We start from the raw sequence: 19739 nt of genomic DNA, 5'->3' as shown, positions 1-19739 counted from the left end.
CCGATGCACGGGGCGCAACGACGCAGCGGCCCCTCCGACAGGAGAGGCCGCTGCGTCGCGATCCGGTGACCGGGTCAGCGCTTCGCCTCGATGATGAGGTTGAAGGGCGTCTCGGCGACCACGCGCACGCGGCTGAAGCCGGCGGCGTTCAGCACCTCGGTGAGCCGCGCGGGGCCGGCCTGCGCGCCGAGCACGAGCTCGCCGCCGTCCGCGATCGCGTGCGCGGTGCAGATCATGCTCGACGCTGCGAAGTAGGTCTGCGAGACGACCGACAGGTTGTCTTCGAGCCGGTCCGCCGCATTCGGCTCGACCAGCAGCAGCGTGCCGTCGGGCGTGAGCGCCTCGGCCGCGTGCCGCAGCACGCCGACCGGGTCGCCCATGTCGTGCAGCGCGTCGAAGAAGCAGATGAGCCCGAAGCCGAGGGCCTCGTACTCCGTCGCCCGCACCCGTTCGAACGTGGTGCGCTCGGTGACGCCCGCTTCTCGCGCGTTGCGGCGCGCCTCGAACACCGACGGCTCGTGGGTGTCGAACCCGAAGAACCGCGAGTTCGGGAACGCCTCGGCCATGAGCACCGTCGTGTGGCCGTGCCCGACGCCGACGTCGGCGACGGCGATCCCGTTCTCGAGCGCCGCGACGACGCCGTCCAGCGCCGGCAGCCACTGCGAGACCAGGCTCGCGCGGTAGCCGTTGCGGTAGAAGGCCGCGGTGCCGTGGGCGAGGCGGGGGTCGTGGTCGCCCCATGCGATGCCCTCGCCGGTGCGGAAGGCGTGGAGTGCCTTCGCCTCGTCCGACCACATCGCCGCGGGCACGTTCCACGCCGGAGGGAGGTAGACCGGGCTCGTCTCGTCTGCCAGCACGAGCGCCTGCTCGGGGCTGAGCGAGAACGTCTTCCCGGCCGGCTCGTACTCGAGGTAGCCCGCGGCCGCCTGCGAAGAGAGCCAGTCACGCACATAGCGCTCTGCGCAGTCGGTGCGCAGAGCCAGCTCGTGCGAGGTGAGCGGGCCTGATTCGGCGAGCTCCGCGTAGAGGCCGAGGCGCGCACCGAGGCTCACCATCACCCCGAGGTATCCGGCTCCGAGGTCGTCGATCGCCCGCATCACGAATGCCTGCAGGGCGGTCTCATCGATGGTTGTCGTTGTCGTCGTCATCGTTTCGGTCCTTTCATCGTCCGATCGATTGGTGTTCTTCCATGTTCGGGATGCCGCGCCGCGGCGTTCAGAGGCATCTCGACCCTCGATCGGTCCATTCGTGCCACCATGGCGTCGAGGAGGTCGCCCGTGCCCGCCGACCGCACCCTGCGCGTGAGCGTCATCGCCCTGCCCGACACCGGCGTCGCGACGATGTTCGGTGTGCTCGACGTGATGAACTCGTTCGGCGTCATGGACATCCGAGGAGTCACGGGAACCCCGCCCTTCCGTGCTGAGATCGTCGGAGCCGAAGCGGGCCCGCTGATGGGGGTGAGCGGGATCCCAGTGCCGGTGTCGCGCAGCATCGACGAGATCGAGACCACCGACATCGTGATCGTGCCCTCGATCGTTCTCGGGGCCGACGGGTGGATCAGCGACCGGTATCCCGGCATCGTCGCCTGGGCATCGCGCATGCACGATCAGGGGGCGCTGCTGTGCTCCGCCTGCTCGGGCATCTTCCTGCTCGCCGAGACCGGACTCTTCGACGACCGCGACGTGACGGTGCACTACGACTACGCGCCGCAGCTGCGCGCCGCCCACCCCGATGTGCGGATCCATCCGGAGCGCGCACTCATGGTCGCGGGCTCCCGCGACGAGCTGATCACGTCGGGCGCGTCGACGACGTGGCACGACCTCGTGCTGTATCTCACCGGCCGCTTCGCCGGCGCGATCGCAGCGCAGGAGACGGCGCGGATGTTCGCGCTGCAGTGGCACCAGGACGGCCTGGCGCCGTACATGCTGTTCGAGGGACGCACCGACCACGGTGACGCGGTCGTGCAGGACGCGCAGGAGTGGCTGCGCACCCACTTCTCGGTGGCCACCCCCGTCGAGCAGCTGGTCGTTCGCTCAGGGCTCGCCGAGCGCACCTTCAAGCGCCGCTTCACCGAGGCGACCGGCATCAGCCCGCTTGTGTACGTGCAGCGCGTCCGCGTCGAGGAGGCCAAGCGACGGCTCGAGCGCTCCGAAGACTCGGTCGAAGCCGTGGGCTGGCATGTCGGATACGAGGACGCGGCGTTCTTCCGCCGTCTGTTCAAGCGGGTCACCGGGCTCTCGCCCGCCGCCTATCGCAAGCGCTATCGGGTGCCCGTCATCACTCCGGCGTGAGCGCCGGAGCGGGTCAGCGCACGCTCGTGCGAAGCGCGTCACCGGCCTCGCCGACGGCGTCGGTGTCGCCCGCCGTCGCAAGCGACGGCGGTGCGTCGGCATAGGCGGCCGACAGTTCGCGATACGGCTTCGAGACGAAGGCGAGCAGCACGAGCACGAGGAGCAGCAGGCTCGCGCCCACGAACGCGAGCGCCATTCCGCGCGCCTCGCCCTCGCCGAGCAGCCACCCGAACGCGTCCTGCCCGGCCTGCGAGTCCATGAACGGGATCAGCCAGAACTGCGCGAGCGGTCCCACGAGGAAGGCCGAGATCGGCGCCGCCGCCGACTCGACGCTCGCGGCGAAGCCGAACACACGGCCCTGCTTCTCGAACGGCACGACGCGCTGCACGATGGTCTGCTCGGCGGCCTCGGCGATCGGCATGAGGCACATGAAGATGAGGATGCCGAGCGCGTACAGCCACCACCACTCGCGGATCGCGAACGTCATGCCGAGCAGCGCGATGCCGATGTTGACGAGCAGCATCGTGCGCACCGGATTCCTGCCCAGGCCGAATTTCGCCACGAGCCCGCCGCCGATGATGAAGCCGATGCTCGTGATGCCGAGCACGATGCCCCACACCTCGACCGAGAACAGCGTGAGTCCATACGGGTCCATGAGTGCCATGAACACGCCGCCGACGAGATTGTTGAAGGTCGAGAAGAGGATGAGCGCGAGGAGTCCGGGCACGGCGATCACCGCGGGGATCACGCCCCGGAACCCGAAGCCCGCGGGCGCAGCGCCCTCGACATGGGCGATGCCCCGCTCGGGGATCGGGACGAAGAACAGGTGCACGAGCGCGATTGCCGTCGCGACGATCGCGATCGCGACCGTCCAACCCATGCCGAGCAACCCGATCGACAGCCCCGAGAAGACGCTCGTGACCATGAACGCGATGCCGTGCACGGCACCCACGAGACCGTTCGCCTTGTCACGGCGGTCGGACGGCACGAGCAGCGTGACGGTCGTCGACAGCGCGATGTTGCGGAGGTTCTCGACCACGCCGCCGATGAGGATCACACCCGCGAAAACCCAGAACCACGGCCCGCCCCAGTCGACCAGCACGCTCTCGGGGAACGCGAGGTAGAGGGCCCCGGCGAGCAGGTAGGTCGTGAGCGTCACGCCGCTGGAGAGGACCATGACGGCCTTCTTCTTCATGCGGTCGACGAGTACGCCGAACACGACCCCGAACACGGCGACCAGCAGCATGTACGAGCCGCCGATGATGGCGGTCGCCAGCACCGAGCGGGTCTCGAGGTAAGCCCAGAACGTGAGCCCCCACCACAGGTAGCTCGAGGTCACATTGGCGACGGCGGTGTTGACGAGCACCTGGTAGAACGCCCGCACCGTGGCGGGCCCGGGAGTCACCTGCGTTGCGTCGTCTCGCGTCGACGTCGGCTCGCTCATGAGGATTCCTTCTGCGTGTGGTGCTGGGGGAGGCGGATGCTGCGCAGTACGCTCGATGTGGACACCGTTCACATCCGCGATGTTCACACCGTACACACTCGGTCGGAGCGATGCAATGAGCGCTGAGGCGCGTACCTATCATCACGGCGACCTCCGACACGCGCTGATCCAGGAGGGGCTGCAGCTCGCTCGCGTCGGAGGACCGGCAGCGGTGTCGCTGCGCGAGGTCACGCGCGCCGTCGGCGTCTCACCCAATGCCGCCTACCGCCACTTCACCGATCGGGACGACCTCCTTCACGCGGTGGCCGCACTGGCCCAGCTCGCCTTCGGCCGGCACATCCGCGCGCGCGTCGACGCGACGCCCGACGATCTCGACCCCGCAGCCGCCTCGATCGAGCGCCTGCGCCGCATCGGGCTCGCGTACATCGACTTCGCCCGCACCGAGCGGGGATGGTTCGAGCTGGCCTTCACGACCCAGGACCCGACGGCGAGCATCGGGATCGTGACGCTCGACGACGAAGTGGTCGAGCCTTTCCAGCTGCTCCTCGACACCCTCGACGAGATGGTCGTCACCGGGGCGCTCTCAGCGGAGCGGCGGCCGTTCGCGGAGTTCGCGTGCTGGTCGGCCGTCCACGGCTTCGCCGACATCGCCGCCCACGGCCCCGTGCAGTGGCAGCCGGCGCCCGTGATCGACGCCCTCGCCGCCGCGGTGGTCGAAGCGGCCATCGTGGGCGTTCGCGGCACGACAGCCGAGCCCTCGTAGACTTCGGCACATGCCCCGCACCCCCGCGCCCGCCGACGCCCCCGCGCGGATCTCGCTCATGCGTCGCGGTTTCGTGTGGGCCGCGGACTACCTCTATGCGGGTCGCCGGCAGCTCGCGGTGGCGTCGCTGCCATGGTCGATCGGGCGTCCCCGGCCGGTGCCGGTGGCGTGGAGCCGGGGCGACACCGATCTTCCCGAGGTCGTGCTGCTCCCGGGCGTCTACGAGCACTGGACGTTCCTGCGTCCCCTCGGTGACGCCCTCGCCGCCGCGGGTTACCGCGTCGAGGTCGTCCACGGCCTCGGCATGAACCGTCGCAGCGTCGCCGGCACGGCGGAGCGCCTGGGCGAGATCCTCGCGGAGCGGCCCGCCCCCGAGGCCGGCCGCGTGCTCGTCGCGCACAGCAAGGGCGGGCTCATCGGCAAGCACCTGCTGGTGTCGACCGGCGCGGCAGCCGCGGCCGCCGCCGAGGCGGCATCCGGCGGCGACCCCGCCGAAGCCGCGGCGAGCGCGCCGCCCGAAGGCGGTGGCCCGCCGCTCGGGATCCTCGGACTCGTCGCCGTCGCGACGCCGTTCGGCGGTGCCCGACTCGCGCGCCTCCTGTTCGTGGATCCCAGCATCCGCGCCTTCCTCCCCGAGAACGAGACGATCGTGACCCTCGGCCGCGAGACCTCGGTGAACGGGCGCATCGTCTCGATCTTCGGACCCTACGACCCGCACATCCTGGAGGGCAGCGCCCTCGAGGGCGCGACGAATGTCGCAGTGACGATGCCGGGGCATTTCCGTGTACTCGCGTCACCCGTGACGCACGCCGCCGTCATCGAGGGCGTCGCGCGCCTGACCGCGGAGTAAGTGGTCGCGCCGCGTCAGCCCGGCCCGTCGAGCAGCTTGCCGATCGTCGTGATGACGCCGCTCTCGACGTTGGACGGGGCGGTGTGCCGTGCGCGGGCGAGGACGTCGGGGTGCGCGTTGGCCATCGCGAACGAGAGGTCGGCGGCATCCATCATCTCGAGGTCGTTGAGGTAGTCGCCGAACACGGCCGTCTCGGCGCGGGCGATGCCGAGCGACTCCTGCAGGCGTGCGAGGGCGACGCCCTTGTTGACGCCGGTGTTCATGATGTCGATCCAGTGATGCCCCGACACCACGACCTGGTGGGTGCTCTGCAGGTCGTCGAACGCAGGTGCGGTGGCCTCGGCGTCCGCGAAATCGAAGATCGCCACTTTGAGCACCTGATCATCCACGGCGCGCAGATCATCGACGATCTCGAGCTTCGCGTAGTACTTGCGCGCCTCGGCGAGGAAGTCGGCATCCGTCCGCTCGACGTAGGCCGACCGCTTGCCGCACAGCACGACGCCGATGTCGGCCCCTCGCCGGGCGAGCTCGCGCAGCCGCCCGAGCAGCGAGACCGCGAACGACGGATCCATCGACGCCGAGCTCACCTCGGCGCCGCCCTGCACGACGTAGCCGCCGTTCTCGGCGATGAAGACCATCTCCGACGCGTGGTCGCTGAACGCCCGCTGCAGCGTCGCGAGCTGGCGCCCGCTGGCGGGTGCGAAGAGGATCCCGCGCTCGTGCAGCCGATCCAGCAGCGGCCAGAGGGCCTCGGGGATGCGGCCGGCGCCGTCGAGCAGCGTGCCGTCCATGTCGACGGCGATGAGCCGCAGTCGGGGTGAGGGAAAGGGCATGGCACCTCCGCCTCCAGCGTAGGCGGGCCCTGTACCGTGAGTGTCGTGACCGCCCCGATCGATGCCACGTCCACCTCCGCCTGGGCCGAGCTCGCCGCGCACCGCGACGCGTTCTCCCCCGATCTGCGCGGCTGGTTCGCCGCCGATCCGGGTCGTGTCGAGCGACTCAGCCATACACTCGCCGACCTCCACGTCGACCTGTCGAAGAACCTCGTCACCGACGAGATCGTCGCCTCGCTCGTGCACCTCGCCGAGCAGACCGGTGTCGCCGAGCGCTACGCCGCCATGCTCGCGGGCGAGCACATCAACACGACCGAAGACCGCGCCGTGCTGCACACCGCCCTCCGCCGGCCGGCGGGGAGCGAGCCCGCACTCGTCGTCGACGGCCAGCAGATCGACCACGACGTGCACGCTGTTCTCGATGCCATCGATGCATTCGCGAACCGCGTCCGCACCGGCGACTGGCGCGGTGTGAGCGGCAAGAAGGTCACCCACATCGTCAACATCGGCATCGGCGGCTCGGACCTCGGCCCCGTCATGATCTCGGCCGCCCTCGAGCCGTACGCGACCGCCGGCATCGAGGCGCGGTTCGTCTCGAACATCGACCCGACCGATCTCGCGCAGAAGACGAAGGGACTCGACCCCGAGACCACGCTCGTCATCGTCGCGTCGAAGACCTTCACGACCCTCGAGACGCTCACCAACGCCCGCCTCGCGCGCGACTGGCTCTGGGCGGGACTCGAGGCCGTCGGCGCGATCGACGGTTCGGACGCGCAGCGGACGGATGCCGTCGCCCACCACTTCGTCGCGGTGTCGACGGCCCTCGACAAGGTCGCCGCGTTCGGCATCGATCCGGTGAACGCGTTCGGGTTCTGGGACTGGGTGGGCGGCCGCTACTCGGTCGACTCGGCCATCGGCCTGTCGCTCGCGATCGAGCTCGGCCCCGACGTGTTCCGCGAGCTGCTCGCCGGGTTCCACGCCGTCGACGAGCACGTGCGGACGACACCGCTCGAGCAGAACGTCCCGGTGCTGATGGGCCTCCTCAACGTCTGGTACGTCAACTTCCTGGGCGCCCAGTCGCACGCCGTGCTGCCGTACGCGCAGCAGCTGAGCCGGTTCGCGGCGTACCTGCAGCAGCTGACGATGGAATCCAACGGCAAGTCGGTGCGCTGGGACGGCACCCCCGTCACCACCGACACGGGCGAGGTCTTCTGGGGCGAGCCCGGGACGAACGGCCAGCACGCGTTCTACCAGCTCATCCACCAGGGCACGCGCCTGATCCCGGCCGACTTCATCGCGTTCGCGAACCCGGCGTATCCGCTGCAGGACGACGGTCGCGACGTGCACGGCCTGTTCCTGTCGAACTTCCTCGCGCAGACGAAGGCGCTGGCGTTCGGCAAGACCTCGTCCGAGGTCGAGGCCGAAGGAACGACCGGCCCCCTCGTCGCCGCCCGCACGTTCGCAGGCAACCGCCCGACGACGTCGATCTTCGCCCCGGCGCTCACCCCCGCCGTCCTCGGGCAGCTCGTCGCGCTCTACGAGCACATCACCTTCACGCAGGGCGTGATCTGGGGCATCAACTCGTTCGACCAGTGGGGCGTCGAGCTCGGCAAGCAGCTCGCCCTGCAGATCGCGCCCGCGATCGAGGGCGACGCCGAGGCGATCGCCGCGCAGGACGCCTCCACTCGCGCCCTGCTCGCGTACTACGCCGCGCACCGCGAGGTCTGACGCACGGCGTCTCCGGCCGACGCGAACGCCGGCCGCAGCATCCCTCGTCCCGCGGTTCGCGCTGTCGAAACCGCCATCCGCGCACGCCGTGAACGACCGCGAGTGCAGGTTTCGACAGCGCGAGCGACCGCGGCAGCCTGGACCCCGGGAGCCTGGACCCCGGGAGCCTGGGCCGCGTCAGCCGGCTCGCTCGGCAGCCTTGGGCTCCACCGTGATGAGGGACGCGCCGGGAACGACGTCGCCCTCGAGCACGGGGGCGACCTCGCCGAAGTCGTCGGCGTTGAGCACGATCACCGGCGTGATGAGCGGGTAGCCGGCCGCCTCGATGACCGCGCGGTCGAAGACGACGAGCGGTGTGCCGAGCTCGACGCGGTCGCCGTTCTTCACCTTCACGTCGAACCCCTCGCCCTTGAGGTTCACGGTGTCGATGCCGACGTGGATCAGCACCTCGACACCACCGTCGAGCACGAGCCCGAACGCGTGGCCGGTCGGCTGCGCCGCCGCGACCACGCCCGCACCCGGCGAGTACACGGTGTCTCCCGACGGCTCGATGGCAGCTCCCGGGCCCATGACCCCACCGCCGAACACCGGGTCGGGCACTTCCGAGAGCGGCACCACGCGCCCCGCCAGCGGCGAGGCGATCTCGATCGCCGCGCGCTCGAGAACCGCGGTCGCGGCGACGGCCGCAGTCCCTGCGGCAGCCGTCCCGGCATCCGATGCGTCGATCGTTCGCGCCTCGCCCGCCTCGACCGTCGCGGGTGCGACGTGCTCGACGGCGGCAGCGGCCTCGGCGGCATCGCGCGCCGCCTCGAACTCGGCCTGCTGCTCGGGCGTGCGGAAGTTCGACAGCACGACGAGCAGCATCGAGACGCCGAACGCCGCAAAGATCGCGATCGCGTAGAGCCCGATCGGTTCGAAGGCCGGAATCGTCAGCAGCGACGTGAACACGAAGGCCTGGGTCGTGATGCCGTTCGGCAGGTTCAGGATGAGGCTGCCGACGCCGATCACAAGACCGCCCACGAAGCACCCCACGAGCATGCGCGGATAGATCCTCTTGAAGCGCAGATGGATGCCGTACAGCGACGGCTCCGAGATGCCGCCGAGCAGGCCTGCCGCGAGCGCCCCCGTGGAGGTCTGCCGCATCTGGGTGTCGCGGTGGCGGAGCGCGAGCACCAGCACGCCGGCGGTCGCGCCGAAGCACGCGAAGTTCCACGCGCCCATGGGCCCCTGGATGAAGTCATACCCGAGGGTCTGGATGTTGAGCAGCATCACGGCGTTGATCGGCCAGTGGAGCCCCAGCGGAACCATGAACGGATACGCGAGCGGGATCACGATCGCGAAGATGAACGGCGAGAAGTTGTTGATCGCCGCCAGCACGTTTGCAAGGCCGGCACCGGCGTAGACGCCGATCGGGCCGATGATGAACGCCGTCAGCGGGATCATGATGAGCATCGCGAAGAACGGCACGAAGATGAGCTGCAGGTTCGCGGTGATGAGCTTGCGCAGCAGCTTGTACAGCGGCCCGAGGACGGCCGCCATGAGCAGCGGCGGGAACACCTGCGAGCTGTAGTCGAAGATCGTGAGCGGGAAGCCGAAGATCGGCACGATCGTGACGTCCACGCCGAAGACGCTGGTGGGTTCGACTCCTTCGCCGAGCGCGAGGAAGCCCGGCAGCATCAGCACCGCCATGATGCCGAAGCCCACCCACGGGTCGGCGCCGACCTTCTTCGTCGCGTTGTAGGCGACCATGAGCGGCAGGAAGACGAAGATGCACTGCCACATCAGGTTGATGAACGCCCAGGACGGATCGAGGGTCACGCCCGGCGCGTTCCAGTCGGGGATGACGTCGAGCGTCGCCATGAGCGCCATGAACGTGATGAAGAACGATGCGCCGAGGAGTGCCCCGAGCACCGGCCGGAACGAGTCCGACAGGAACTCGAAGAGGCCGTCGACCCACGCGACCTTGCCGCGCACGCCCTTCTCGCGCTCGCGGGCCTTGATGGTGTCGAGGTCGTCCTCACCGCCCCCACCGCCGCCCGATTTCGCCATCGCGGGCAGCGCCATGATGTCGTTGTAGACGGTCTGCACGCCGCCGCCGATGACGACCTGGTAGCGCTCGCCCGCCTGCGGCACGGCGCCCATCACTCCCGGGATCGCCTCGACCGCTTTCTGGTCGACGCCGGTCGCGTCGCGGAGCTGGAATCGGAGCCTCGTCGCGCAGTGCGTGAGACTCTCGACGTTGCCCGCGCCGCCGACGGCGGTGATGATCTCCGATGCTGTCGAGGTGGCCATGAACTGCTCCTTCGATGTCCGAGGGCGTCACTGTCGGCAGGCCTCGGTGCGCTGTCGACGTCGAGCGAAGCGTAGCGCTCGGCCGCTCCGCGGGGGGTCATCCGCGCCGGGTGAGAAGCGCGTCGCCGGGCGCGCCGGCAGCGCACCGCGGCACCTGATCAGGACTTTTCGCGGCACTGCGCTCTCACGGTTCTTCCAGCCAAGCCAGGAGGTTCGTCCAGAAACAGTGCGCAGACTCGGTGTTTTGCGTCCGAACCCGAGGGCGCACTGGCCGCCGCGGCGGCGAGAGACACGAAGGACTCCACGCTTCGCATGCACTCCCCCACGTCTACGAGCACGCCCACGACTTCGCCCCTCACCGCGGGCGCCCGCCGTCGCCGCACCGTCGCCGCAGCGACACTCGCCACCGGGGTCACCCTCGGCCTGTTGGCCACCGCGGCCCTCTCGGCCGCCTCGCCGGCGGTCGCGGCACGCGCCGCCGAGCCGGCCGCATCGGCGACCAGCGGGGCCGCGTATGCGACATACCCCTCCGGCATCGAGACGCTGCACGACATCGCGGCGGATGCCGAAACCGCGCTCTCGGCGGCCCGGGCGGCCGTCAACGGGGCTGCGGCCGTGACCGAAGAGGTCGAAGCTTCAGGGTTCGACTTCGACGGCATGCGCACCTCGATCGACACGACGGCGCTGCAGGACGAGGTCGATCGGCTCGCGACCCACGGCATCCTGCCGCTGATGCTCGTTCCCGACGCGACCGACGACACCGTCGCCCAGACGCGACTCGTGATGCTGCGCATCGGCGAGCTGCGCGAGGCACTCGATGCGGCCGTCGCGAAGAAGGCGGCCGAGGAAGCCGCGGCGGCAGCCGCCGCGAAGGCCGCCGCCGAAGCAGCCGCCCAGGCGAAGCGCGAAGCGGAAGCGGCAGCCGCCGCCCTCGCCGCCGTCAACACCGTCGAGGGCGCGAAGGCGACCGCCGCGAACATGGCATCGGCGAACTACGGCTGGGGCGGAGACCAGTTCTCGTGCCTGGAGTCGCTGTGGAACAAGGAGTCGGGCTGGAACTACCAGGCATACAACGGCTCGAGCGGTGCGACCGGCATTCCGCAGGCGCTTCCCGGCAGCAAGATGGCCAGCGCCGGCTCGGACTGGCAGACCAACGCCGCGACCCAGATCGCGTGGGGTCTCGGCTACATCTCGGCCGTGTACGGCAGCCCGTGCGCCGCGTGGGGGCACTCGCAGGCGACCAACTGGTACTGAGCGCTATGCGCTCCACACCATGGTGTGCCCCGTCGCGCTGAACTCCTCGTTGCCGGCGAGCTTGCCGGTCGTCGTTCCTTCGTGCACGAAGCCGAGCGACTCGTAGAACCCGCGCGCGGCGTTGCCGTCGAGCACCTCGAGCTCGATGGGCCCGGTCGCGAGGCTCTGCATGTGCTCGACGAGCGCACGGCCGACGCCGCGGCGGTACAGCTGCGGGTCGACGTACGCCCACGTGATCTCACCCCGGGATCCGGCGAGGAACCCGGCGACGCGGCCGTCGACCTCGGCGATCCACACCTCGTCGTCGAAGAGCCCCTCGTTCTCGTAGGTCGCGGCGAGGTCGAGGTAGGCCTCGAGGAGTCCGGCGCCCCGCAGCTCATCCAGGCGCGCGGCGTCGTGGATGCGGCAGATGTCCTCCCAGTCGCGGGATTCATACGGACGGATCTCGACGGTCATGCCACGCCCGCCGCTGGCCGCAGCGACGCCACGAAGTCGAGCTTGTCGAGCACGGGCGCGGGGATGACGAACGGGTAGAGGTCGTCCTTGCCCATCGAGCGGTTGATCATGTTGAGCGCGGTCGACAGCGGCACCCAGACGCCGGTGACGAGGTCGCGGAAGTGCGAGAACGCGTCGACGCCGGCGACCGCGGTGAGCCCGTACTCGGCGGCCGTCCCCACCGTGTCGCAGATGTGCAGGTAGTGCGCCCAGGTCTCGGCGAAGTCCTCGTACGGGTGCATCGTGGCGTACATCGTGAGGTGGGAGAGCTCCCAGCCCGCGGGCGCCCCCGATGCGTAGTGGCGGTCGATCGCCGTCTGGTAGTCGGCGGTCTCGTCGCCGAACAGCGCGCGGGAGCGCGAGAGAAGGTCCCCATCGGCGGCGCACTCCACCAGCTGCCATTGGATGTAGTGGCCGACCTCGTGACGGAAGTGGCCGAGCATCGTGCGATAGGGCTCGTCGAGCTCGCCGCGCAGGCGCTCGCGGTAGGCGGGATCGCTCTCGGCGAGGTCGATCGTGACGACGCCGGCGTCGTGGCCGATGGTGACGGAGCGGTCGGTGCTCGAGAGCAGGTCGAAGCAGAGTCCGTTCACCGGATCGCCGCCGAGCGCGGCATCCCTTCCCGCGACGACGAATCCGAGGTGGTCGAGCTCGGCGATGAGGTGCCGCTTCGCACGCTCGGCGATCGGGAAGTTCACGAGGCCCGCGACGTCAGCGTCGTTGGGCCTCGTGCGCGTCAGGGCGCAACTGAAGCACTGGCCGCCCTCGAGGGGCGCGAGCCACGTGCACCCCGACAGGTTGAGGTTGCGGCAAACGTGCCAGATGAGGCCGGTGGCGTCGACGTACACGCCGTTGCGGTCGACGGGCACGATCTCGCGCTCGGCACGCGAGTAGCCGAGCCCGGTTCCGCACGACACGCAGATCGAGTTCTCGAAGTAGAGCGGACTGCTGCAGACGCGGCATCGATAGGCCTTCACCCATCGATGCTCGCACACACCATGGCGCGTGAAGTCAGCCTTCGGGGTAATCCTCGAGCGGAGCGACGTCGACCGCCACCCGCAGCGTCGATCTCTTCGCCTCGGTGAAGATCACGCCCTTGACCGGCGGCACGTCGCCGTAGTCGCGACCCCATGCCACGGTCACGTGGCGGTCCGCCGCCCACTGGTCGTTCGTCGGATCGAACGCGAGCCACTGGTCCGACCCCGGAATCCACGCCGCCACCCACGCATGCGAGGCGTCGGCTCCGACCATGCGGGGCTTGCCGGCCGGCGGTCGCGTGGCGAGGTAGCCGCTGACGTACCGCGCCGCCATGCCGTGACTGCGCAGGCACGCGAGGGCGAGGTGCGCGAAGTCCTGGCAGACCCCTGCGCGCTTGTCCATCACATCGGCGACGGTGCTCGTGACGGTCGTGGCGGTCTTGTCGTAGTCGAAGTCGGTCTTGATGCGGTGCATGAGATCGGTGACGGCCTCGCCGATCGGGCGGCCCGGGGTGAGGGATGCCGCGGCGTACGCGTGCGCCGCGTCGACGTGCCGGGCCTTGGGCGACTCGAGGGCGAACTCGGTCGCCGCCCACGCGCCCCGCGAGACCGCCGGGTTGAGGATCGGCCGGGCGAGCTCCCACGGCTGCGCGAGCGCATCTTCGTCGTAGACGGTCGGCAGCACGGTCACCTCGCTCACCGCGTCGATCGTCAGCTGCACGTGCGGGTCGGTCACGTGGAAGTACGACACGATGTTGCCGTAGTGGTCGACGTCGTCGGTCAGGTCGCCCGGCAGCGGATCGATCGTGACGCTGCGCGAGGCGACCTCCTGCCACGGCAGATCGCGCGGCCGGCAGTGCGCCAGGCCGAAGCTGCTCGACACGTCGTCGTCGTACGAGTACGTGGTGCGGTGCGAGACGCGGTATCTCATGAGTGCTGTCCCGACATCAGGTGGCCTGGGCCAGTTCGATCAGCGACAGCGACGAGATCGGCTGCGGCAGCGGTCCGCTCTCGAAGTGGAGGTGGACGATGGCGTCGCCCAGGATGTGCAGCTGCGCGTGCGTGTCCGCGAGGAACTCCTCGAGCCGCGGGCGATGCCCGTCGACGGGTGCCGACAGCGCCGCCATGTCGGCCGACTCCACCGCGTCTTCCAGGTGCTCGAGCAGCCGCTCCGGCCGCGTCGACCCCGTGGAGCCGGCGAGCTTCGAGAGGTGGTACCGCAGTCGCGCCAGCGAGAACGCGATCGAGCGCGGGTTGTCGGCATCCGCCACCAGCAGCTCGAGCACATCGACGGCGCGCACGCTCCCGCGGAACCGCCGCCGGTGCGTGACCGAGCTCTCGGCGGCCATGAGGACGCCGCCGAGCACAGCGCGGTCGACGCCGGCCCCGAGCGACAGCGTGGTGGTCGCGGCGAGCAGCGTGCACACCTGCAGCGAGCGCTCCAGGTAGCGGCCGGCCTCGAGTGCGTGCCAGCCGTCGTCGCGCATCATGTTCGCGAAGACGCCCTGGAGGCCGAGGATGCCGCCCAGCATGCGGCTGGCCGACTCGGCGTTCTGCGGGCGGCGCGAGGCACGCAGCGCCTTCATGGCGCGATCGGTGCTGCCGAACGCGCGCCACGTGTCGCCCGACAACTGGTCGCGGACGCCTTCGAGCGCATCACGCAGACGCGCGAGCGAGTGGGCGGCAGAGCCCGCGCGATCGGCATCCAGCAGCAGCGAACGCTGCTCGAGGTCGGGATCGAGCCAGCGGGTGCCGCACAGGCGCTGGAGGGCCCCGATGAGGGCGCGCAGCGCCGCGCCGCCCTGCGACGTGGACGCGTAGTCGAGCTGCTCGGCATAGGCGCTCGCGGTGATGACGAGACGCACGAGGTCTTCGGCGCGCTCGGTGTAGCGCCCCGACCAGAACATGTCCTCGACGGCGCGGGGCGACAGCACCGGCACCGCGCGGGCAAGCGGCAGCGGAACCGCCTCGACGATGCCCTGATCGGGATCGGCGAGCGCCGCCTTCAGCACCCACACGTCTTTCGTGCTCGGTGCCGCGGTGCGCTCGTCGACGAGTGTCGCGAGTCCGCCGACGAGCGGGCGATAGATCGCGCCGTCTCGGACGGTGAACGCGCGGAGCATGACCTGCCCGGGCTTGGCTGCCCCGGCCGCCCGACCGGCGTCGCCCCATGACGGCGCCTGCGAGAGCGGCAGGCGCTCCTGCCCGACGAAACGGTGAGGCGCGGCGAGGATGCGCGCGCTCAGCTGTTCGGCCGACAGCCCCGCGAGATCAGCCGCACGCCCGTCGATCTGCCGCACGATCACCGAGGCGGGGTCGGCGGCGAGCGCGTCGAGGACGCCGCGGAGCCCGTCGGGGTCGCCGCACCAGCGCGTCGGCACCGACGGCAGCCGCAGCTGCTCGCCGAGCAGACGCTCGCAGACCGCCGGCATGAACGGCATGAGTCCGGGGTTCTCGAGGACTCCGGCGCCGAGGCCGTTGACGAGCCGCACGCGGCCGCGGCGCACGGCCTCGGTGAGACCGGCGACGCCGAGCTGGGACCCGGCACGGAGTTCGAGCGGATCGCACCATTCGGCATCCACCCGTCGAAGGATCACATCGACGCGCTCGTGCGGCTGATGCTGGGGGAAGCCCGCCGGCTTCATCCATACCCAACCGTCGCGGACGACCAGGTCTTCGCCCTGCACGAGCGGGAAGCCGAGGATGTTGGCGATGAACGCCTGGTCGTAGGCGGTCTCGGAGTGCGTGCCGGGCGAGAGCACGACGACGCGCGGGTCTGCGGTCTCAGCGGGTGCAGCCTGCAACAGGGCGGAACGCAGGGCCGAGAAGTACGGCTCCATGCGGTGGAGCCCGGCCTCTTCGTAGAGCTCGGGCAGCACGCGTGAGAGCACGCGGCGGTTCTCCATCGCGTACCCGAGGCCAGACGGCGCCTGCACGCGGTCGGTGAGCACGTGCCACTCCCCCGCGGCGTCGCGGCCGAGATCGGTGCTGGAGAGGATGAGCGGGTGAGCGTCGAACCCGGTCGTGCGGGCGACCGGCCGGGTGTATCCGGCGTGACCGAAGACGACGGCGGCGGGGACGACGCCCTCGGCGAGCAGTCGCTGCTCACCGTAGATGTCGGCCAAGAGGGCGTTGAGCAGCTCCGCCCGCTGGGCGAGACCCACCTCGAGCCGAGCCCAGGTCGCGGCATCCAGCACGAGCGGCATGGGATCCAGGCGCCAAGGCTGCGAGCCCGACTCGGGGTTGCCGTACGTGACGCCGTCGTCGGCGAGGAGGGTCGTGATCTCGCCGTCGATGCGCTCGATCTCCGCGGCGGTCAGGTCGACGGCGATCGCCGCCATCCCCTTCCATGCCGGGCGCAGCGCACCGTCTGGCCCCACGACCTCGTCGAAGCGCGCGCCGCCGTTCCCCTCGCCGGCGGCAAGGGGAAGCGTCGGCTGCGCGAGTCGAGCGGCGTAGTCGCGGAGAAGGCTCACTCCGTCGGAACCCTCCGGAGATCGAGGGTGTGCGGGTAGTCCGCGCTGAACGCGCGTCGACCGGCTTCGCGGAGCGCCGCGACGTCGATCCGGCCCGCCGTGTGTCCGTGGGGCTCGAACCGGCTGGCCCGACGCGCCTCGGCCTCGTTGGAGTTGATCGGCGGGTGGTCGTACGACCGGCCGCCCGGGTGCACCACGTGGTAGGTCGCTCCGCCGAGGCTCACGGCGGCCTCGACGTCGACGACGTCGAACGTGAGCGGGGCGTGCACGGGGATCGTCGGATGCAGCGCCGACCACGGCTGCCACGCGCGGTAGCGGACGCCGGCGTAGTACTCGCCGGGCTCGCCGGTGGGTGTCAGAGGCACGGGTACACCTTCGCACGTCACGAGGTGGCGGTGCGCCTCGATGCCCGTGACCTTCACCTGAACGCGCTCGACCGACGAGTCGACATAGCGCGAGGTTCCGCCCGCCGTCGCTTCTTCGCCGAGCACGTGCCAGGGCTCGATGGCCTGCCGCAGCTCGAGTTCGATGGCGCGCCCGGCGGAGCCGTCGACGAGACGCGTGACGCCGATGCGCGGGAAGCGGAACTCGGTGAACGAGTCGAGCCACGACTGCTCGAAAGGGATGCCGTGCGCCTGCAGGTCGGCGACGACCTCGCCGATATCGGCGGTCGCACCCGCGGGCAGCAGGAAGTCCTCGTGCAGGCGCGTGCCCCAGCGGACGAGGGGTGCCGCGTACGGCTTCTCCCAGAACATCGCGACGAGGCTGCGCACGAGCAGCGCCTGCACGAGGGCGAGCTCGGGATGCGGCGGCATCTCGAATCCGCGCAGCTCGAGGAGTCCGAGCCGCCCCCGGCTCGAGTCGGGGCTGTACAGCTTGTCGATGCAGAACTCGGCGCGGTGGGTGTTGCCGGTGAGGTCGGTGAGCAGGTGCCGCAGCGCCCGGTCGATGACCCACGGCGAAGGCTCCTCGTCGATCGCGGCGGCGGCAGCGGTGAGCCGGCGCACCTCCTGCAGCGCGATCTCCATCTCGTAGACGGCCTCGGGTCGACCCTCGTCGAAGCGCGGCGCCTGGCTCGTCGGTCCGATGAACCGGCCCGAGAACAGGAACGACAGACTCGGATGCCGCTGCCAGTATGCGATGAGGCTCGCGAGCAGATCGGGGCGACGCAGCAGCGGCGAATCCACCGGCTGCGTGCCGCCGAGGGTGATGTGATTGCCGCCGCCGGTGCCGGTGTGCAGGCCGTCGAGGTCGAACTTCTCGGTCGCCAGGCGGCTCTGCCGGGCCTGCTCGTAGAGCAGGAAGGTGAGGCCGCGGAGGTCTCGCCACGACGAGGTGGGCTGCACGTTGACCTCGATCACTCCGGGATCGGGGGTGACCGACAGCTGCACCAGCCGCGCGTCCGGCGGCGGGCCGTAGCCTTCGAGCACGATGCGGCAGCGCACGGCACTCGTCGCCTGCTCGAGCACTGCGAGCAGGCTCGCGTACGCCTCGAGCGTCTGCGTCGGCGGAAGGAAGACGTGCACCTGCCCGCCGCGCGCCTCGAACGCGAGCGCGGTGGTCGGCGCCTCCTTCGGGTCGACGACCGTCACCTTCGGGATGCCGGGCTGCAACGGCGGTCCGGCCTCGAGGTACGACGGCTCGCCAGGGTGCTCGGGGTCGAGCCATGAGATGGAGTCGAGCGGCAGGCGGAGTCCGACCGCACTCTCGCCCGGGATCAGCACGAGGCGCCCGCGACGGAACGACCACGCCGGGCTCGTCCACTCGCCGTCGGTGGTCAGCGGCAGCACCCAGCCGGTCGGCCGCGAAACACCGTCGTCGAGGGCCGCTACCGCGCCGGCATCGGGCTCGTCGCCTGCGGGGCGCGGCCCCTCGGGACGGCGGATGTCGGCGGCGAGGCTCGCGAGCGGGTCTTCGAACGCCGGCAGCAGCTGCTTCGCGGGAACGGCGAGCACGGCTGTCACCGCCTGCGCGAGCGCCTCGGCGTGCAACTCGGCCTCGGGATCGGCATCCGCTCCCCAGGGATCCGCGAAGAGGTCGGCGTCGTTCCACAGCGGCTCGCCGTCGGCCCGCCACTGCAACGCGATGTTCCAGCGCGGCAGCGGCTCGCCCGGGTACCACTTGCCCTGCCCGCGGTGCACGACGCCACCCAGGGCGTACGCCGAGCGCAGACGCTCCGCCAGCTCGCCCGCGAGCACGCGCTTGTGCGGGCCGTCGGCGTCGGTGTTCCACTCGGGGCTGGTCGCATCGTCGAGCGCGACGAAGGTCGGCTCGCCGCCCATCGTCAGCCGTACATCGCCGGCCGCGAGGCGCTCGTCGACCGCTTCGCCGAGCTTGTCGATGCGAGCCCACTGGCCGTCGGTGTAGGGCTTCGTGGTGCGCGGGTCTTCGTGGATGCGGAGCACCTCGTTGGCGAACTCGAACGTCACCTCGACCGGCTCGGTCGCGCCCTCGATCGGCGCAGCGCTCGAGGGATGCGGCGTGGCGCTCAGCGGAATGTGCCCCTCGCCGGCGAAGAGAGCGCTCGTCGGATCCATGCCGACCCAGCCGGCACCCGGGATGTACACCTCGGTCCACGCGTGCAGGTCGGTGAAGTCTGCCTCGGTGCCGCTCGGACCGTCGAGGGCCTTCTGGTCGGCAGCGAGCTGCACGAGATAGCCCGAGACGAAGCGGGCTGCCAAGCCGTACTTGCGCAGAAGGCTCACCAGCAGCCACGCACTGTCGCGGCACGAGCCGATCGCGCGGCGGAGCGTCTCGTCGGGCGTCTGCACGCCCGGCTCCATGCGCACGTCGTACGCGATGTCACGGTGCACCGCACTGTTGAGGTTCGCGAGGAACGGCACGGTCGCCATCCCGCCTTCGGGCAGCGGCGGCAGCGCGTCCTTCCAGGCGCCGGCCTCGTCGCTGTCGTCGACCGGTCGCAGGTACGGTGCCAGGTCGGCCTTGAGGCTCGGCTCGTACTGGAAGGGGAAGGTCTCGGCGTACTCCTCGATGAAGAAGTCGAACGGATTGATCACCATCATGTCGGCGACGAGGCCGACCGTGATCTTGAGGTGATCGATCTTCTCGGGGAAGACGAGCCGGGCCACCCAGTTGCCGAACGGGTCCTGCTGCCAGTTGATGAAATGCTCTTTGGGACTCACATCGAGCGAGTACGCCTCGATCGGTGTGCGGGAGTGCGGGGCGGGGCGCAGGCGCACGACGTGTGGCGTGACTTTCACCGGCCGGGCGAACTGATAGCCGGTGTAGTGGGTCAACGACACTTTGATCGACATGACCCAACCTTGCCCCACTTCTGTTGCGGAGGGGTTACGCGCCGAGACACACGCCGCGCGA

The 19739-nt window shown here is 70.3% G+C and carries 14 protein-coding genes; 5 read left to right on the top strand and 9 right to left on the bottom strand.

Features of this window, described 5'->3' with window-relative positions:
- Window positions 1–74: 74 nt before the first annotated feature.
- Complete coding sequence (locus FFS15_RS00255; RefSeq protein WP_137843007.1) at window positions 75–1148, bottom strand: methyltransferase domain-containing protein; 1074 nt, start codon at window positions 1146–1148, stop codon at window positions 75–77.
- A gap of 129 nt (window positions 1149–1277) precedes the next feature.
- On the opposite strand from FFS15_RS00255, the gene FFS15_RS00250 reads away from it, so the two are divergent.
- Window positions 1278–2291, top strand: coding sequence for a helix-turn-helix domain-containing protein (locus FFS15_RS00250; protein ID WP_212743087.1), 1014 nt, complete (start codon window positions 1278–1280; stop codon window positions 2289–2291).
- 13 nt (window positions 2292–2304) lie between these two features.
- On the opposite strand, the gene FFS15_RS00245 is transcribed toward FFS15_RS00250, so the two are convergent.
- On the bottom strand, window positions 2305–3735 hold the full coding sequence (locus FFS15_RS00245) for an MFS transporter (RefSeq protein WP_137843005.1): 1431 nt from the start codon (window positions 3733–3735) through the stop codon (window positions 2305–2307).
- A gap of 115 nt (window positions 3736–3850) precedes the next feature.
- On the opposite strand from FFS15_RS00245, the gene FFS15_RS00240 reads away from it, so the two are divergent.
- Together FFS15_RS00240 and FFS15_RS00235 are read left to right on the top strand one after the other, a co-directional pair.
- Window positions 3851–4498, top strand: coding sequence for a TetR/AcrR family transcriptional regulator (locus tag FFS15_RS00240; protein ID WP_137843004.1), 648 nt, complete (start codon window positions 3851–3853; stop codon window positions 4496–4498).
- Window positions 4499–4508: 10 nt separating this feature from the next.
- Window positions 4509–5348 (top strand): hypothetical protein, encoded by an 840-nt coding sequence (locus FFS15_RS00235; RefSeq protein ID WP_137843003.1) that lies wholly within the window; start codon window positions 4509–4511, stop codon window positions 5346–5348.
- 14 nt (window positions 5349–5362) lie between these two features.
- Here the strand turns inward: FFS15_RS00235 and FFS15_RS00230 are convergent, their stop codons facing one another.
- Entirely contained in the window at window positions 5363–6181 is an 819-nt protein-coding gene (locus FFS15_RS00230) for a Cof-type HAD-IIB family hydrolase (protein WP_137843002.1), read from the bottom strand.
- Between the two features lie 45 nt (window positions 6182–6226).
- On the opposite strand from FFS15_RS00230, the gene pgi reads away from it, so the two are divergent.
- Complete coding sequence (pgi, locus tag FFS15_RS00225) at window positions 6227–7909, top strand: glucose-6-phosphate isomerase (protein ID WP_137843001.1); 1683 nt, start codon at window positions 6227–6229, stop codon at window positions 7907–7909.
- Window positions 7910–8086: 177 nt separating this feature from the next.
- On the opposite strand, the gene FFS15_RS00220 is transcribed toward pgi, so the two are convergent.
- The gene (locus FFS15_RS00220; RefSeq protein ID WP_137843000.1) at window positions 8087–10201 is read right to left on the bottom strand and encodes a glucose PTS transporter subunit IIA; all 2115 of its coding nucleotides are present in this window, start codon (window positions 10199–10201) and stop codon (window positions 8087–8089) included.
- A gap of 312 nt (window positions 10202–10513) precedes the next feature.
- Here FFS15_RS00220 and FFS15_RS00215 point away from each other — a divergent pair, with 312 nt between their 5' ends.
- Window positions 10514–11455 carry a phospholipase gene (locus FFS15_RS00215; RefSeq protein WP_137842999.1) on the top strand — a complete coding sequence of 314 codons (942 nt, stop codon included), beginning with the start codon at window positions 10514–10516 and terminating at the stop codon, window positions 11453–11455.
- 3 nt (window positions 11456–11458) lie between these two features.
- On the opposite strand, the gene FFS15_RS00210 is transcribed toward FFS15_RS00215, so the two are convergent.
- The 5 genes from FFS15_RS00210 to FFS15_RS00190 are packed head-to-tail and all read right to left on the bottom strand — an operon-like array spanning window position 11459 to window position 19678.
- Window positions 11459–11911, bottom strand: a complete 453-nt coding sequence (locus FFS15_RS00210) for a GNAT family N-acetyltransferase (RefSeq protein WP_137842998.1) — start codon at window positions 11909–11911, stop codon at window positions 11459–11461.
- Window positions 11908–12927, bottom strand: a complete 1020-nt coding sequence (locus FFS15_RS00205; RefSeq protein ID WP_137842997.1) for a putative zinc-binding metallopeptidase — start codon at window positions 12925–12927, stop codon at window positions 11908–11910. Before FFS15_RS00205 ends, FFS15_RS00210 begins: the two co-directional genes overlap by 4 nt.
- Before the next feature lie 34 nt (window positions 12928–12961).
- Window positions 12962–13858, bottom strand: a complete 897-nt coding sequence (locus tag FFS15_RS00200) for a transglutaminase family protein (protein ID WP_137842996.1) — start codon at window positions 13856–13858, stop codon at window positions 12962–12964.
- 16 nt (window positions 13859–13874) lie between these two features.
- Window positions 13875–16403, bottom strand: a complete 2529-nt coding sequence (locus tag FFS15_RS00195) for a circularly permuted type 2 ATP-grasp protein (protein WP_137842995.1) — start codon at window positions 16401–16403, stop codon at window positions 13875–13877.
- A complete protein-coding gene (locus FFS15_RS00190) occupies window positions 16400–19678 on the bottom strand; it encodes a transglutaminase family protein (RefSeq protein ID WP_137842994.1) in 3279 nt (1092 codons plus the stop codon). Before FFS15_RS00190 ends, FFS15_RS00195 begins: the two co-directional genes overlap by 4 nt.
- Window positions 19679–19739 lie beyond the last annotated feature (61 nt).

Origin of the sequence: Microbacterium sp. 2FI (assembly GCF_005502885.1) — a bacterium.
Lineage (GTDB): Bacteria > Actinomycetota > Actinomycetes > Actinomycetales > Microbacteriaceae > Microbacterium.
Note: the sequence above shows the minus strand (reverse complement) of the source record. Positions and strands in the feature narration are given on the sequence as shown.